This is a genomic window from Devosia sp. Root413D1 (assembly GCF_001425235.1).
GTDB lineage: Bacteria > Pseudomonadota > Alphaproteobacteria > Rhizobiales > Devosiaceae > Devosia_A.
This window is the reverse complement of the sequence record NZ_LMEA01000008.1, coordinates 52,539-65,970: the sequence shown is the minus strand read 5'-3', so window position 1 is coordinate 65,970 and position 13,432 is coordinate 52,539. Positions and strand designations below refer to the sequence as shown.

Here is a 13,432-nt window from a genome sequence, read left to right as displayed (position 1 = left end):
GGAGATTCCCGCTTTCGCGGGAATGACTCCGAGTGTGTGGCGCGCGCCCTGCCTTCAGCCGATCAAAGGATCGACTGGCCCGTCGACTTCCAGTCTTTAACGAACTGCTCGAGGCCCGACTTGGTCAGCGGGTGGTCGGCCAGCTTGTAGATCACCGCCGGCGGGATGGTGGCGACGTCGGCACCGGCCAGAGCCACCTCGGTGATGTGGTTCGGGGTACGGATCGAGGCCGCGAGGATCTCGGTGGCGAACGAGTAGTTGTCGTAGATGGTGCGGATGTTCTCGATCAGCTCGACGCCGTCGGCGTTGATGTCATCGAGGCGGCCGATGAACGGCGAGATGTAGGTGGCGCCGACCTTGGCCGCGAGCAGCGCCTGGTTGGGCGAGAAACAGAGCGTGACGTTGGTCTTGATGCCTTCCTTCGAGAAGGTCTTGGTGGCCTTCAACCCATCGATGGTCAGCGGCACCTTCACCACGACGTTCTCGGCGAGCTTGGCCAGCACATGGCCCTCGGCGATCATGCCGTCATAGTCGGTGGCGGCGACTTCAGCCGACACGGGACCAGGAACGATCGAGCAAATCTCCTTGATCACGTCCTTGAACTGGCGGCCGGATTTGGCGATCAGCGAGGGATTCGTCGTCACCCCGTCCAGCAGGCCGGTTTCATAGAGATCGCGGATATCCTTGATCTCGGCGGTATCGACGAAGAACTTCATTTCGTTCCCCTCCAAGGGAGATGGTTAGCTGCTCTTTAGGTAGTCACAAACGGCAGTCGAGACAACGTCTCAGCAAAGCAGAGATCGGTCTCAGCGGATCGCGGCGAGCATCTTGTCGGCGAGTTCGCCGATCCGATCCTCGGGGATTCCCGCGACGTTGATGCGACTGTCGTTGATCATGTAGACGCCGTCGTCGAGCTTGAGCTTGGTGACGACATCCTCAGGCAGGCCGAGCAGCGAGAACATGCCGGTATGCTCGGCGATGAAATCGAAATCCTTCGAGTTCGAGCGCTGCCGGATGGCGTCGGCAAGTTTGACGCGCAGGCGCTTCATCCGTTCCCGCATCTCGGTGAGTTCGGCTTCCCACTCGGCGCGCAGTTCCTTGTCCTCGAGAATGACGCGGACGATCTCGGCGCCATGGTCGGGGGTCTGCGAAATGGTGGCGCGGATGACGTTCTGCATCTGCGAGGAGACGACGTCGGCCGACTCGGAGTCCCTGGCGATAGCGATGGCGACGCCGGCGCGCTCGCGATAGAGGCCGAAATTCTTCGAGGCCGAGAAGGCGACCATCGACTCGGGCACCGAGGAGACGACCTTGCGCACGCCATAGGCATCGGCTTCGAGCCCATCGCCGAAGCCGAGATAGGCGAGATCGACCAGCGGGAAGGCGCCGGTGCGCTGCAGGCTCTCGACCACCTCGTCCCACTGCGCATTGGTGAGGCTGGCGCCGGTCGGGTTGTGGCAGCAGCCGTGCAGCAAGACGATATCGTCGGAAGTTAGGGTGTCGAGCGCCGCCAGCATGGCCGGGAAATCGACGATGCGGGTCTTGTGGTCGAAATACGGGTAGTAGACCGGGGTCAGGCCAGCGAGTTCGGCCATCGGCCAGTGGTTCGGCCAGCTCGGGTCAGAAATGAAGATGCGGCCCTTAGGGCGAGCGCGGCCCAGGACGTTCATCAGGATCGACAGCGCACCGGTACCGCCGGCGCCGTTGACGCAGCGGATCCGCTTATTGTCGACGACACCACCCAGCGCCAGATCGACGATGGCGGCGGAGAATTCCTTGTTGCCGACCACACCCTTGTAGGTCTTGGTCTTGGCGCTATCGAGGATGCGCTGCTCGGCCTTTTTCACCGAACTCATGACGGGCGTGACGCCCTTGGGATCTTTGTAGACGCCGACGCCGAGGTCGATCTTTCCGTCGCGGGGATCGGCGGCATACTCGGCCATCAGCACGAAAATCTTGTCGAGCGTGGCCTTCTTCAGGGTCTCAAACATCAGGTCTGTCCGGGGAAAACGAGAGCGGGGTGTTTATAGGCGGTGGCGGGGGAATTGCAACGGGGCGGATAGTCTGGGTTGGTGCATGTGGCCCCACCCCACCAAGCTCCGCTACGGTCCTTACGGACCAAGCTGCGCTACCCTCCCCTTGAAGGGGAGGGAGAGGCAAGAGCCGACGCTGCCGTGAGCGTCTCCCTCCCCCTTGTGGGGAAGGGATCAAGGGTGGGGGTGGGCCACAGACACCAGCCCTACCGTTTCAACCCCGCAATCAGCTGCGGCACCACTTCGAATAGGTCCCCGACCAGCGCGATATCGGCGATCTTCATTAGCGGCGCCTCGGGGTCTTTGTTGATGGCGATGATCTTCTTGGCGCCCTGGATACCGGCGAGGTGCTGCAGCGCGCCGGAGATGCCGATGGCGATGTAGAGGTCGGGCGCGATGATCTTGCCGGTCTGGCCGACCTGCCAGTCATTGGGGGCGTAGCCGGCATCGACCGCAGCGCGGGTGGCGCCGACAGCAGCGCCGAGGACTTTGGCAAGGTCGGAGACCAGCGCGAACTTTTCGGCCGAGCCGAAGGAAACACCACCGGCGACGACGACCTGGGCGGTCGAGAGTTCCGGCAGATCGCTCTCGGTGCGGTGCGCCGCGAGGAAACGGGCGACCGCCGCCACGTCGGCATCGACGGAATGGGCAGGGGCATTGTTGCCTGTCGCCGCCGGGCGGAAGGCCGAGGCACGGATGGTCAGCAACTGTTTGCTCTGCCCCGAAGATACCGTCTCGATGGCATTGCCGGCGTAGATCGGCCGATCGAAGCGGGTCGGGCCGTGGATGGCGACGACATCGGTCACCGGCATCAGGTCGAGCCGCGCGGCGAGGCGCGGGATGGCGTCGCGACCGGTGGCGGCAGCGGCGGCAACGATATGGGTGTAGGGCTCGGCGAGGCGGGCGAGCAGCGCGGCGACGGCCTCTGCCGATTGGTTGGCAAGCGCGGCGCTGTCGGCAACGAGCACCTTCTCAACGCCGGCAAGCTTTGCGGCTTCGGCGGCAACGGCCGAGACGTCCTGTCCCGCGACCAGCAGATCGACCGGGCCAAGCGTTTCGGCGGCAGCGACGATACGGGCCGTGGCGGCGGAGAGCACGCCGAGATCGTGTTCGGCGAGAACGAGGACGGCCATCAGAGCGCCTCCAGCTCGGAAAGTTCAGACTGAATTGCTGCGGTCAGTTCGGCAGCATCGGCGACCCGGCGCCCGGCCATGCGCTCGGCCGGCGGGCTCACCTTCTCGAGCTTGAGCCGCGGCGTGAGATCGACCCCAAACTCGGCGGCAGGGCGCACGGCCAGCGGCTTCGAACGCGCCTTCATCACCATGGGCAGCGCGGCGTTGCGCGGGGTGTTGAGGCGGAGGTCGGCCGTGACGATGGCGGGCAGCGAGACACCAACCGTGGCGCGGCCGTAGTCGACCTCGCGGGTAACTTCGAGTCCGTCGCCCGTGACCTTGATCTCCGAAGCGAAGGTCGCCTGCGGCCAGTCGAGCAGGCCGGCCAGCATCTGGCCGACCTGGTTGGAGTCGTCGTCGACGGCTTGCTTGCCGAGCAGCACCAGATCGGGCTGTTCCTCGGCAACGACGGCCTTGAGGAGCTTGGCCACCGCCAGGGTTTCGACGCGGCCATCGGCCTCGATCAGAATGCCACGATGCGCGCCCATGGCGAGGGCGGTGAGGATGACGTCGTTGCTCTGCTTGGGCCCGATCGAGACGACGACAATCTCGGTGGCGTGGCCGGCTTCACTGAGCTGCACCGCGGCCTCGACAGCGTGCTTGTCGAAGGGGTTCATCGACATGCGCACGTTCTCGGTCTCGACGCCCGAGCCATCGGAACGGACACGGACGCGCACCGCGTGATCGACGACGCGCTTGACGGCAACGAGGATTTTCATCGGTTCCTCCAGTGTTGCCGGGTGTTTGGCAAATATGACGAGGAGGAGCAAGTTCGAGCGGGGAATTTCTGACTACATCGAAGGCGTTAGGGAGAATGGCGTGCCTACGGGTTGACGCCCTACCCTCGTCCCCGCACAGTGCGCGCTTACTAGCGTTCAGGTCTTTCATGCCCGTTATCAATCGTATCGCGGAATTCGCCGACGAGGTCGCCGAATGGCGCCGCGACTTCCATGTGCACCCCGAACTTCAGTACGAACTGCCCCGCACATCGGGGAAAGTGGCCGAGCTGCTGCGCTCGTTCGGCGTCGACGAAGTGGTTACCGGCATCGCCCAGAGCGGCGTGGTGGCGGTGATCAAGGGGCGTGGACCGGGCAAGAATATCGGCATCCGCGCCGACATGGATGCGTTGCCGATCCTCGAGCGCACCGGCCTCGACTATGCCAGCCAGACGCCCGGCCGCATGCACGCCTGCGGGCATGACGGCCACACCTCGATCCTGCTCGGTACCGCGAAATACCTGGCCGAGACGCGCAATTTCGACGGCAACGCCGTGCTGATCTTTCAACCGGCCGAAGAAGGCGGCGCCGGCGGGCGCGCCATGGTGGAAGCCGGCATCATGGATCGCTTCGGCGTCGATGAGGTCTATGGGCTGCACAACATGCCCGGCCAGGAAGCCGGCAGCATCGCCATGCGGGTCGGCGGCCTGATGGCGGCGAGCGATGAGTTCAACATCGTGATCGAAGGCCAGGGCGGACACGCCGCCTGGCCGCAGAACACGGTGGACCCGGTGATGATCGCGGCGCAGCTGATCACGGCGCTGCACACCATCGTCTCGCGCGATATCGATCCGATCCGCTCGGCAGTATTGTCGGTGACGATGATGCAGGGCGGCGAGGCGTTCAACATCATCCCGCAGAAGGTGAAGCTCACCGGCACGGTGCGCTCGCTGAACGACGAAGTGCGCGACCTGATGGAAGAGCGGCTCAAGGCGGTGACCAAGGGCATCGTCGAAACCTTCGGCGGCAAGGCCGAGGTGAACTATCGCCGCGGCTATCCGGTGGTGGAAAACACGCCGGACGAAACGGCCTATGCCGCGGCCATCGCCGCGACTGTGGTGGGCGAGGACCGGGTGGACGCCAATGTCGACCCCAAGATGGGCGGCGAGGATTTTTCCTACATGCTGCAGGCGCGGCCGGGCGCTTACGTATTCCTCGGCAACGGGCCGAGCTCCGAACTGCACTCGGACACCTACAACTTCAACGACGAGATCATCCCGGTTGGGGTGAGTTTTTTCGTGAAGCTGGTCGAGGGTGCTTCGCAGAGATAGCAGTGCGTGGGGCTACCCCTCACCCCGGCCCTCTCCCCGGGAGCGCTTATTGCGCCCCTTGGAGGGGCGAGGGGGCGATGGGCTCACCGGCGGTGCCACACGCGTCCCCTCGCCCCTCTGGGGAGAGGGTTAGGGTGAGGGGCGCCAAGCACTCGATATTCGCCCAACGGCCCGCTTCCCCCGCAGCGCAAACTCGTCGATAGTTAGCGTCCTAGCCATCTCGACTCGTTCCGCCAAATGACCTCCCCCCTGCCCGCCGGCACCATTGTCCGCCGGACACTCGTCACATTGCTGATCTCGGCGGCCGGTGGCGGATTGGCGGCGCTGGTCAATCTGCCCGCCGCGTGGCTGATGGGTGGGGCGCTCGCGGTGGCGATCGCGGCGCTGCTGGGCGTCAAGGTGATGCTGCCGACCTGGCTGCGCGACGCGACCTTCGTGCTGACCGGATTGTCGATGGGCGCGGCAGTGGCGCGCGATTCGCTGGCGCTGATCGTGCAATGGCCGGTGACGCTGGCGGCGCTGGCGGTGGAGCTGATCCTGATCATCACGCTCACCGGGTTCCTGTTGCGCAAACTGTTCGGGCTCGACCGCGGCACCGCCTATCTCAGCTCGTTCCCCGGGCATCTGAGCTTCGTGATGTCGATTGCGGCAGCGGGCGTTGGCGATACCCGGCAGATCATCATCATCCAGGTGATCCGCATCCTGATCCTCACCATCTGCGTGCCGATCGGAGCGCTGTTCCTGCCGATCGGGCACTACGAAGGCGCGCCGGTGCAGGATCCGATGGGGTTCGAGACGCTGCTGCCGGTGGCCATCGCCTGCGCTATCGCGGGGTTCATCCTGACCAAGCTCCGCGCTCCGGCCGGCTATGTGCTCGGCGCCATGGCGGTGGCGATCTGCGCCAAGTTCGCCGGGCTGTTCGAGGGGTCAATGCCGCAGCCATTGCTGATCGCGACCTTCATCCTGATCGGCGGACTGATCGGTTCGCGCTTCAACGGCATCACCCGCGCCGAGTTCAAGCAGGCAGCGATCGGCGGGCTGGCCGGCACAGCGCTGACCGTCGCCATCGCCACGGGGGTGACGCTGGCGGTGGCGCCGTTCGTCGACATGCCGTTCGGGCAGATCTGGCTCGGGCTGTCGCCGGGAGCGCTCGAGGGGATGGGCGCACTCGGCATCGCGCTGGGGTTCGATACGGCGTTCATCGCGGCGCACCATGTGAGCCGGCTGCTGATGCTCACCTTCGCCATCCCGGTGGTTGCAATGCTTATTCGCGACAAGGACTTGCCGTAGGCCGCAAGCCTGCCCAAATCCTCCGGCACATGCCTCCCGGTCCATTGGAGACTCAGATGCTGCGTCCGCTTGTCCTCACCATCGTTGCCGCCACCCTGTTCGCAGCCGGCCCGGCGATGGCGCGCGAAAACTGCAACCTCAACGACAACCTGCCGGGGCTGAAAATCGAGTTCGGCTTCTCGGTGGGTGGCAAGTCGGGCGGCGACGGCGACAGCTTCGACCAGGAGGTCGTGAAGATGGAACTGCGCCGGCGCGGCGTCGACGCCCGCTCGGTGAGCTTGGCGTCGGACGGCTGCGTCGAGGCCTTCGTGCAGTACCCCGATGGTACCTGGCACAGCGACTATTATGATCCCGATACCTGGGAACAGGTGGACTGAAGCTTCGTCGTCACGCACGTCAGCGCGCGAAGAGTACCCCCACCCCTGTCCCCTCCCCGCAAGGGGGAGGGAGACGCCAACACTCCTGCCGGTGCGAATACGAAGACTCGTGAGCGCAGGTCACCTCCCCCCTTGCGGGGGAGGGACAGGGTGGGGGGTACTCTTCCCGCACCGGTCTCTCAGCCGATCAGCGCTTCCTTCTGCCGCCGAACGCCAGCTTCATCTCCGATGTCGCAAAGAAGGCGAAGCCGTTGGCTTCGAGCTTCAGCTTGCTCTTTCGGCGCTCGGCGCCGTGCGAGAGCTCCAACGGCTCGAGCCCCTCGCCACCGTCGAGCGTCACGGTGAGCGGGTCGGCGGAGAGGTTGAAGAGGCAGGTGATGGCGCCGTCCTTACCGGTGCGGCGGAAGGCAAGCAGCGGCTCGGCGGCTTTCAGGAACTCGATATCGCCTGAGGCAAAGACCGGGTGGGCGCGGCGGAAAGCCAGCGCCTTGCGATAGAAGCTGAGCGTCGAGTCCGGATCAGCGTTCTGGGCGGCGACGTTCAGAGCCGAGTGGTTCGGCTTCACCGGCAACCACGGCTTGGCGCTGGAGAAACCGTTGGGGGGCTCGCCCTCCTCCCATGGCATGGGCGTGCGGGCGCCGTCGCGCCCCTTGTATTCGGGCCAGAAGCGGATGCCCGGCGGATCGGTCAATTCCTCGAACAGGATATCGGCTTCGGGCAGACCGAGCTCTTCGCCCTGATAGAGACAGACCGAACCCTTGAAGCTCAGCAGCATCGCCGCCGCCTGGCGGGCGAGATCGGCCGGGTTCCGTGAATACGGCGCCCAGCGGGTCATGTGGCGGTTGACGTCGTGGTTGGAAAAGCTCCAGCACGGCCAGCCATTCGGCGCGCCGGCGAAGAACTTCGCCATCTTGGTGCGGAAATGTTCGGCGGTGAACTCGGGGCCGAGCATGTCGAAGGTATAGGCCATGTGCAGCTTGTCGCCGCCGGAGGTATATTCCTCCATCAGCTGCAGGCCGCGATGGCTGTCGCCGACTTCGCCGACCGTGGTGGTGCCCGGATACTGATCGAGGAGCTTGCGCACCCGCTTCAGGAAGCCGACGTTTTCGGGCTGGCTCTTGCCGAACTTGTGGTCCTGCATGTCGTATGGGTTGACGGCATAAGGCAGGTGTTTGGGCCGCCGCGCCGGCGGGTTGTTCCTGAGCAGCTTGTCCTGAAAATAGTAGTTCACCGTGTCGAGCCTGAAACCGTCGACGCCGCGCTCGAGCCAGAAGCGCATGACGTCGAGCACTGCATCCTGCACGTCGGGGTTATGGAAGTTGAGGTCGGGCTGCTCGATCAGGAAATTGTGGAAGTAGTACTGCCCGCGGCTGGGATTCCACTCCCAGGCGCGGCCGCCGAACACCGATGGCCAATTATTGGGCGGCGAGCCGTCGCGCTTGGGGTCGGCCCAGACATACCAATCGGCCTTGGCATTGGTGCGGTTGAGCCGGCTCTCGCGAAACCACGGATGCATGTCCGAGGAATGGCTCAGCACCTGATCGATGATCACCTTGAGGCTCAGCGCGTGGGCGCGCTTGATCAGGTCGTCGAAGTCTTCGAGGCTGCCGAACAGGCGGTCGACTTCCTTGTAGTCGGAAACGTCGTAGCCCATGTCGCGCTGCGGTGACTGGTTGATCGGCGAGAGCCAGATGCAATCGACGCCGAGGCTGGCGATGTGATCGAGCCGGCGCATGATGCCGGGCAGGTCACCAATGCCGTCGCCGTTGCTGTCCTGAAACGAGCGTGGGTAGACCTGATAGATCACCGCGCCGCGCCACCAATCCGTCATCGAAGTCTCCGCCGTTTCGTATTTGCAGTGTCGCGAGGGGCCACCGGAAAGGCAATCGCTTTGACGGCATGGGGGTTCCGCGTCGATTGCGGCGCAGTTTGCTTCGGCGGTAGAATTTATCCGGGCGCGAGGGGCGCCCTGGGGAGTTCAAACAATGCTGCCGATCAACTGGTTGGCCGTGCTTGTCGCCGCGATCATCCGCATGGCCGTGGGCTTTGCCTGGTATTCGCCGCCGCTGCTGCTGAAGCCGTGGCAGGCGCTCACCGGGGTGACGCCGGAGACGATGAAGGCGGGGCTCGGCAAGGCGATGGTGGTCGATGTCATCGCCTCGCTGATCATGTCGTTCGCGCTCGCCAACATCATCGTCGGGGCTGGTATCACCGACTGGCTCAATGGCGCGCTGGCCGGCTTCTGGGTCTGGCTCGGCTTCATGGCGACGCTGCTGGTGTCGCTCTGGGGTTACGAGAACCGCTCGCTGAAGCTGATCGCCATCAACCTCGGCAACAACCTGATTGCGCTGGTGCTGATGGGGGCGCTGCTGGCGGTTTGGCGGTAGTGGCGGCCTGGCGGTCTGCTGTGAGAGTTGGAAGCGGCTGGCGGATGGCAACGGGCGTAGTGGCGGGAGTTCTCCTGCCACTACTGGGATGGTCGGTCTGGTGGGCCGGGCCGGCATGGCCTTTGGCCCTGATCGTGACCGGTTGGTTTGGGCTGCTGCCACTCCTCACCGCTGGCTTTGCGCTGCTATGGCTCGCTCGCAATGGACGATTGCACCTTTGGCGGGCAGTGTTCCTGGGCGCAGTCCTTTTCGCTCTCATTGCGCTTCTCCTCCGGGCGATTGCGGGGTGGCAAGAGACGGCAACTCATCTTGCCGTTGGCGCGTCGCTGGGTGCCTTGGGTGCAACGATCGGGTGGTTGCTTGCCTTCGGAACAATCTCCGCAAACCAGAAGCGCTAGGTGTGATGCTAGGGGCTCAGCAGTCCTTTCAGCGCATCGAGCGTCATCGCCCAGTTGCCTTCCGCGGCGGTGGAGGCTTGCTGAGTGGGGTTGTTGGATTGGGAGACCGTGAGCCGCGTGCCGGTGCCTGATGGGACGAGGGCGTAGGTGATCAACTGCCGGTTCTCCGGCGTGTCGGGCTGGCCGCTCATGGCGCTGTAATAGTTGACCTTGAGCAGGCGCGGCGGATCGATCTCGAGGATGTCGCCTTTGTCCTCGAACGGCGTGCCGTCCCATTCGCCGCGATAGGTTACGGTGCCGCCCTGGCGCCAGTCGCCGGTGAGTTCGGCACCGAACATGTATTGCCTGATCATCGCCGGATCGGTGAGCGCTGCCCAGACTCGGGTCGGCGGCGTCGATAGCTCGAGGCTGGTGGTGGCCGTGAAAGTTGCGGACATGTTAGGTCTCCCTGGTTGATGGTCTGGGAGAGCCTAGGGACGAGGCCGGGAGACGCGCTTGCAAAAACCCGCAAAGCCGTTCGAAGAAAAACCGGACGACTTCGCCGGCATCCTCGATCCGGCCGGCTCGGCGCAGAGCTATGGGCTGAGCCGCTACCGCCCGTCGGCGGCCTTGGCGCCGTTCGTTGAGCACTATTGGGTGGTGAGCTGGCAGTTGCCGGAGGGAACATCCTATCCGGCGGAGGTGCTGCCGCATCCCAACCTCAACGTCGCCTTCACCCGCGAGCGCGGCTGGATCACCGGCGTGACGACGGGACGCTACGATTATGAGGTCAAGGGTTCCGGCGCGGTGCTGGGCGTGATGTTCCGCCCCGGCGGGTTCCGGCCGTTCTATGGGCGGGCGGTGGCGGAGTTGATGGACCAGACGCTCAATGCAGTGGAGGTGTTTCCGGGGGCGACGGAAGCGGCGCGGCTCAAGCTGATGGCGGAGCCCGACCGGCAGCAGATGATCGCCGCGGTGGAAGCGATGCTGGCAGGCGGCGGGTTACCGGCGATGGACCCGAACACGGAGCTGGCGGCTGACATCGTCGAGTTGGCGCGGACCGATCGGGAGATCGTCAGCGTCGCCACCTTGGCGCGGCGGGCGGCGGTGAACGAGCGGACATTGCAGCATCTGTTCCAGCACTATGTCGGGGTGGGGCCGAAATGGGTGATCCGGCTCTACCGGCTGATCGAAGCGGCGGGACGCGCCACGGCCGAAGCGGCGCCGAACTGGACGGAGGTGGCGCATGAGCTGGGCTACGCGGACCAGGCGCATTTCAGCAATGATTTCCGCCGCATCGTCGGGCGGGCGCCAACCGAGTATGCGCGGGCGGTACGGGGCTGACTGTCACTCGTCGCCGCGGACGGCAACCGCCTGTTCCACCTTGGCAAGGACAGCGGGAAACCGCTCGATGTAGGAATCGAGATGCAGCCGCTGGATCATCAGGCACTTGGTCTCGCTGATCGCCCTGACGCTGGCGATCCGCGTCGTGTGCTTCATGTTGGCGATCTCACCGAAAAAGTCGCCGGCTCCCAGCTTGTTGACGAGCTTTTCCTCCGGTTTGCCGAGCGCCTTGATAACTTCGACGCTGCCAGAAACAATAAGGAAGAATGCGGCGCCGACGCGTCCCTCCCGGAGAATGACCCGCCCCGGCTCGTAGGTTTCGAGGCGCGTCGACGGGATCAGTTCCTCTAGGTCCGCTGCGTTCAGCTCGTGAAACAGCGGTGTCTGCTGCAGCAGCTCGACTATTTCCATTGGCGCCAACTCCGACGGAAATCTCCAGACAAGCAAATACCCGTCTGTTTGCGGGGTCAACGTGGTTGGTAGGTAGGCACTTCGGCCGGTCGTTGCATCTGCCACGCGATGTCATGCCAGCGAAAGCTGGGCCCCCTCGGCGGGGGCTCCGCCCTCGTCCGGCATCGGCTGGCTCAGGTGCCGAGTTGGGTCCCTGCTTTTGCAGGGATGACATCCAGTGTTGGGAGAGTGCGGGGCCAGGCCGGCCCCGCCACCCGTGTCTCAGCTCTCGTAAGCCGCCGCTGGGAACTGCGTGGCGTACTTGCCGCCCGAGCAGTCGATCGAAGCGCCAGTGATGTAGTGGGCCTGGTCGGATGCGAGGAAGCAGATGAGGTTGGCGACGTCCTGGGCATCGCCCCACTGGCGCAGCGTCAGGGTGTCGAGCAGTCGCTGCTGGCGGGCGTCGGGCAGCTTGGCGAAGCCGTTCATCTCGGTCGGGATCATCCCCGGCGAGTAGGAGTTCACCGTGACATTGAACGGGCCGAGCTCGCCCGCCAGCACGCGGGTGAACTGCACCACCGCCGATTTCGACGCCGCATAGGCGGCGCTGCCGATCGAGGGGATGATGGCGGCGAATGAGGCCGCGTTGAGGATACGCCCCGAGGCCTGGCGCTGCATGATCGGGGCCACCGCCTGGCACATCAGGAAGGTGCCCTTGGTGTTGGTATCGAAATTGGCGTCCCATACCGCCTCGGCCAGCTTGTCGACGCGCGCCCCGCTGGCAACGCCGGCATTGTTGACGAGGATATCGACCCGGCCGAACGCCTCGTCCACGGCGCTCACCGCGGCGTTGACCTGGGCCGCCTCGCGCACGTCGCAGAGGATACGGAGGCCGGGCCAACCGGCCTCGGTCCACTCCATCGCGGCATCGTCGAGCAGATCCTGGCGGAAGTCGATGATCGCGACGGTGACGCCTTCGGTGGCGAGGGTCCGTGCGATGACGCGGCCGATGCCTCGACCGGCGCCGGTGACGATGGCAACTTTGCCTTTGAGATCAATCAGCATGATCAGACCACCGCGCTGAGCAGGGGTTCGCCGGCGAAGTGCGCGACGATATTGGCAACGACGAGATCGCCCATTTTGTTGCGTGTCTGGTGTGTAGCGCTGCCCTGGTGCGGCGACAGCACGACATTGTCGAGGGCGAAAAAGCCCTCGGGCACCTGCGGCTCCTTCTCGAACACGTCGAGCGCCGCGCCGCCGAGCTTTTTCGATTGCAGCAGTTCCAGCATCGCCGCTTCGTCGATCAGCGTGCCGCGGGCGACGTTGACGATGAAGCCCTCGGGGCCGAGCGCCTCGAGCACGTCGCGCGAGACGATCTTCTCGGTGCCCTTGCCACCCGGCGCAATGATCACCAGCCAGTCGCTGTCGCGCGCCATGTCGATGAGCTTGTCGTAGAAGATGTAGGGCTCGTCATGCTGGCGGCTGCGACCGTGATAGACGACGCGCATTTTCATAGCCTGGCAGCGGGTGGCGATCTCCTTGCCGATGCGTCCGAGCCCGAGGATGCCGACGGTCTTGCCGTTGAGCTCGGTGAGCAGCGGGAAGCCCGAGTTCGGCCACTTGCCCTGGCGGACAAACTGGTCGCCCTGCGGGATGCGACGGGCGAGCCCGATCATCAGGCCAAGGGTGAGCTCAGCGACCGCATCGTTGAGGACGTTCGGCGTATTGGTGACGCGGATGTTCCGCTGTTTGGCCGCCTTGGTATCGATCGAGTCGTAGCCGACGCCGAAATTGGCGATGATCTCGAGCTTGGGGAGCTTGTCCATCAGCGCACCATCGACATTACCGCCGGCGATAGCCCGGATCTTGCCGGCCACCGACTTGATCAGCGCCTCCTTGTCCGCCGCCTCGTGCAGTTTGTGCACGGTGTAGCGTTCGGCGAGCGCCTTCTCGCAGCGATCGAGCAGCTTGTGAGTCTGGAGAATCTCTTCCGGCATTGGTCCCATCCCTTATCG

Annotated in this window: 14 protein-coding genes; 5 read left to right on the top strand and 9 right to left on the bottom strand. The window is 64.7% G+C overall.

All coding sequences use genetic code 11. From position 1 onward, the window contains the following. Window positions 1–62: 62 nt before the first annotated feature. From fsa to ASC89_RS08805, 4 genes are all read right to left on the bottom strand, one after another. The gene (fsa, locus tag ASC89_RS08820) at window positions 63–716 is read right to left on the bottom strand and encodes a fructose-6-phosphate aldolase (protein WP_055884767.1); all 654 of its coding nucleotides are present in this window, start codon (window positions 714–716) and stop codon (window positions 63–65) included. Between the two features lie 90 nt (window positions 717–806). Continuing rightward, window positions 807–1,991 carry an amino acid aminotransferase gene (locus tag ASC89_RS08815; protein ID WP_055996883.1) on the bottom strand — a complete coding sequence of 395 codons (1,185 nt, stop codon included), beginning with the start codon at window positions 1,989–1,991 and terminating at the stop codon, window positions 807–809. A gap of 248 nt (window positions 1,992–2,239) precedes the next feature. Beyond that, entirely contained in the window at window positions 2,240–3,166 is a 927-nt protein-coding gene (locus ASC89_RS08810; RefSeq protein ID WP_055996880.1) for an electron transfer flavoprotein subunit alpha/FixB family protein, read from the bottom strand. After that, window positions 3,166–3,924 carry an electron transfer flavoprotein subunit beta/FixA family protein gene (locus ASC89_RS08805; protein WP_055996877.1) on the bottom strand — a complete coding sequence of 253 codons (759 nt, stop codon included), beginning with the start codon at window positions 3,922–3,924 and terminating at the stop codon, window positions 3,166–3,168. Before ASC89_RS08805 ends, ASC89_RS08810 begins: the two co-directional genes overlap by 1 nt. 167 nt (window positions 3,925–4,091) lie before the next feature. Here ASC89_RS08805 and ASC89_RS08800 point away from each other — a divergent pair, with 167 nt between their 5' ends. The 3 genes from ASC89_RS08800 (at window position 4,092) to ASC89_RS08790 (ending at window position 6,919) form a co-directional block, all read left to right on the top strand. Further along, entirely contained in the window at window positions 4,092–5,252 is a 1,161-nt protein-coding gene (locus ASC89_RS08800; RefSeq protein ID WP_055884755.1) for a M20 aminoacylase family protein, read from the top strand. A 237-nt stretch (window positions 5,253–5,489) separates the two neighbouring features. After that, a complete protein-coding gene (locus ASC89_RS08795; RefSeq protein WP_082533255.1) occupies window positions 5,490–6,542 on the top strand; it encodes an AbrB family transcriptional regulator in 1,053 nt (350 codons plus the stop codon). Window positions 6,543–6,598: 56 nt separating this feature from the next. Continuing rightward, entirely contained in the window at window positions 6,599–6,919 is a 321-nt protein-coding gene (locus tag ASC89_RS08790) for a hypothetical protein (RefSeq protein WP_055996871.1), read from the top strand. Window positions 6,920–7,106: 187 nt separating this feature from the next. Here ASC89_RS08790 and ASC89_RS08785 read toward each other — a convergent pair whose 3' ends face one another. Next, on the bottom strand, window positions 7,107–8,750 hold the full coding sequence (locus ASC89_RS08785; protein ID WP_055996868.1) for an alpha-glucosidase family protein: 1,644 nt from the start codon (window positions 8,748–8,750) through the stop codon (window positions 7,107–7,109). Between the two features lie 154 nt (window positions 8,751–8,904). On the opposite strand from ASC89_RS08785, the gene ASC89_RS08780 reads away from it, so the two are divergent. Beyond that, the gene (locus ASC89_RS08780; RefSeq protein WP_055996865.1) at window positions 8,905–9,306 is read left to right on the top strand and encodes a DUF1761 domain-containing protein; all 402 of its coding nucleotides are present in this window, start codon (window positions 8,905–8,907) and stop codon (window positions 9,304–9,306) included. Between the two features lie 406 nt (window positions 9,307–9,712). Here the strand turns inward: ASC89_RS08780 and ASC89_RS08770 are convergent, their stop codons facing one another. Further along, the gene (locus ASC89_RS08770) at window positions 9,713–10,141 is read right to left on the bottom strand and encodes an SRPBCC family protein (protein WP_055996859.1); all 429 of its coding nucleotides are present in this window, start codon (window positions 10,139–10,141) and stop codon (window positions 9,713–9,715) included. Window positions 10,142–10,199: 58 nt separating this feature from the next. Between ASC89_RS08770 and ASC89_RS08765 the strand changes: the two genes are divergently transcribed. Continuing rightward, a complete protein-coding gene (locus ASC89_RS08765; protein ID WP_082533254.1) occupies window positions 10,200–11,027 on the top strand; it encodes a DUF6597 domain-containing transcriptional factor in 828 nt (275 codons plus the stop codon). 3 nt (window positions 11,028–11,030) lie between these two features. Here ASC89_RS08765 and ASC89_RS08760 read toward each other — a convergent pair whose 3' ends face one another. From ASC89_RS08760 to ASC89_RS08750, 3 genes are all read right to left on the bottom strand, one after another. Further along, complete coding sequence (locus ASC89_RS08760; RefSeq protein WP_055996856.1) at window positions 11,031–11,438, bottom strand: cyclic nucleotide-binding domain-containing protein; 408 nt, start codon at window positions 11,436–11,438, stop codon at window positions 11,031–11,033. Window positions 11,439–11,699: 261 nt separating this feature from the next. Continuing rightward, on the bottom strand, window positions 11,700–12,482 hold the full coding sequence (locus ASC89_RS08755) for an SDR family NAD(P)-dependent oxidoreductase (RefSeq protein ID WP_055996853.1): 783 nt from the start codon (window positions 12,480–12,482) through the stop codon (window positions 11,700–11,702). A 2-nt stretch (window positions 12,483–12,484) separates the two neighbouring features. Continuing rightward, window positions 12,485–13,414 carry a 2-hydroxyacid dehydrogenase gene (locus tag ASC89_RS08750; protein ID WP_055996851.1) on the bottom strand — a complete coding sequence of 310 codons (930 nt, stop codon included), beginning with the start codon at window positions 13,412–13,414 and terminating at the stop codon, window positions 12,485–12,487. Window positions 13,415–13,432 lie beyond the last annotated feature (18 nt).

Excerpts from the sequence above, each read along its gene's own strand:
- ASC89_RS08795 (WP_082533255.1), top strand. The coding sequence starts at position 5,490 with ATGACCTCCCCCCTGCCCGCCGGCACCATTGTCCGCCGGACACTCGTC.
- ASC89_RS08785 (WP_055996868.1), bottom strand. The coding sequence starts at position 8,750 with ATGACGGATTGGTGGCGCGGCGCGGTGATCTATCAGGTCTACCCACGC.
- ASC89_RS08815 (WP_055996883.1), bottom strand. The coding sequence starts at position 1,991 with ATGTTTGAGACCCTGAAGAAGGCCACGCTCGACAAGATTTTCGTGCTG.
- ASC89_RS08790 (WP_055996871.1), top strand. The coding sequence starts at position 6,599 with ATGCTGCGTCCGCTTGTCCTCACCATCGTTGCCGCCACCCTGTTCGCA.
- ASC89_RS08760 (WP_055996856.1), bottom strand. The coding sequence starts at position 11,438 with ATGGAAATAGTCGAGCTGCTGCAGCAGACACCGCTGTTTCACGAGCTG.
- ASC89_RS08770 (WP_055996859.1), bottom strand. The coding sequence starts at position 10,141 with ATGTCCGCAACTTTCACGGCCACCACCAGCCTCGAGCTATCGACGCCG.
- ASC89_RS08755 (WP_055996853.1), bottom strand. The coding sequence starts at position 12,482 with ATGCTGATTGATCTCAAAGGCAAAGTTGCCATCGTCACCGGCGCCGGT.
- ASC89_RS08810 (WP_055996880.1), bottom strand. The coding sequence starts at position 3,166 with ATGGCCGTCCTCGTTCTCGCCGAACACGATCTCGGCGTGCTCTCCGCC.
- ASC89_RS08780 (WP_055996865.1), top strand. The coding sequence starts at position 8,905 with ATGCTGCCGATCAACTGGTTGGCCGTGCTTGTCGCCGCGATCATCCGC.
- ASC89_RS08805 (WP_055996877.1), bottom strand. The coding sequence starts at position 3,924 with ATGAAAATCCTCGTTGCCGTCAAGCGCGTCGTCGATCACGCGGTGCGC.
- ASC89_RS08750 (WP_055996851.1), bottom strand. The coding sequence starts at position 13,414 with ATGCCGGAAGAGATTCTCCAGACTCACAAGCTGCTCGATCGCTGCGAG.
- fsa (WP_055884767.1), bottom strand. The coding sequence starts at position 716 with ATGAAGTTCTTCGTCGATACCGCCGAGATCAAGGATATCCGCGATCTC.
- ASC89_RS08800 (WP_055884755.1), top strand. The coding sequence starts at position 4,092 with ATGCCCGTTATCAATCGTATCGCGGAATTCGCCGACGAGGTCGCCGAA.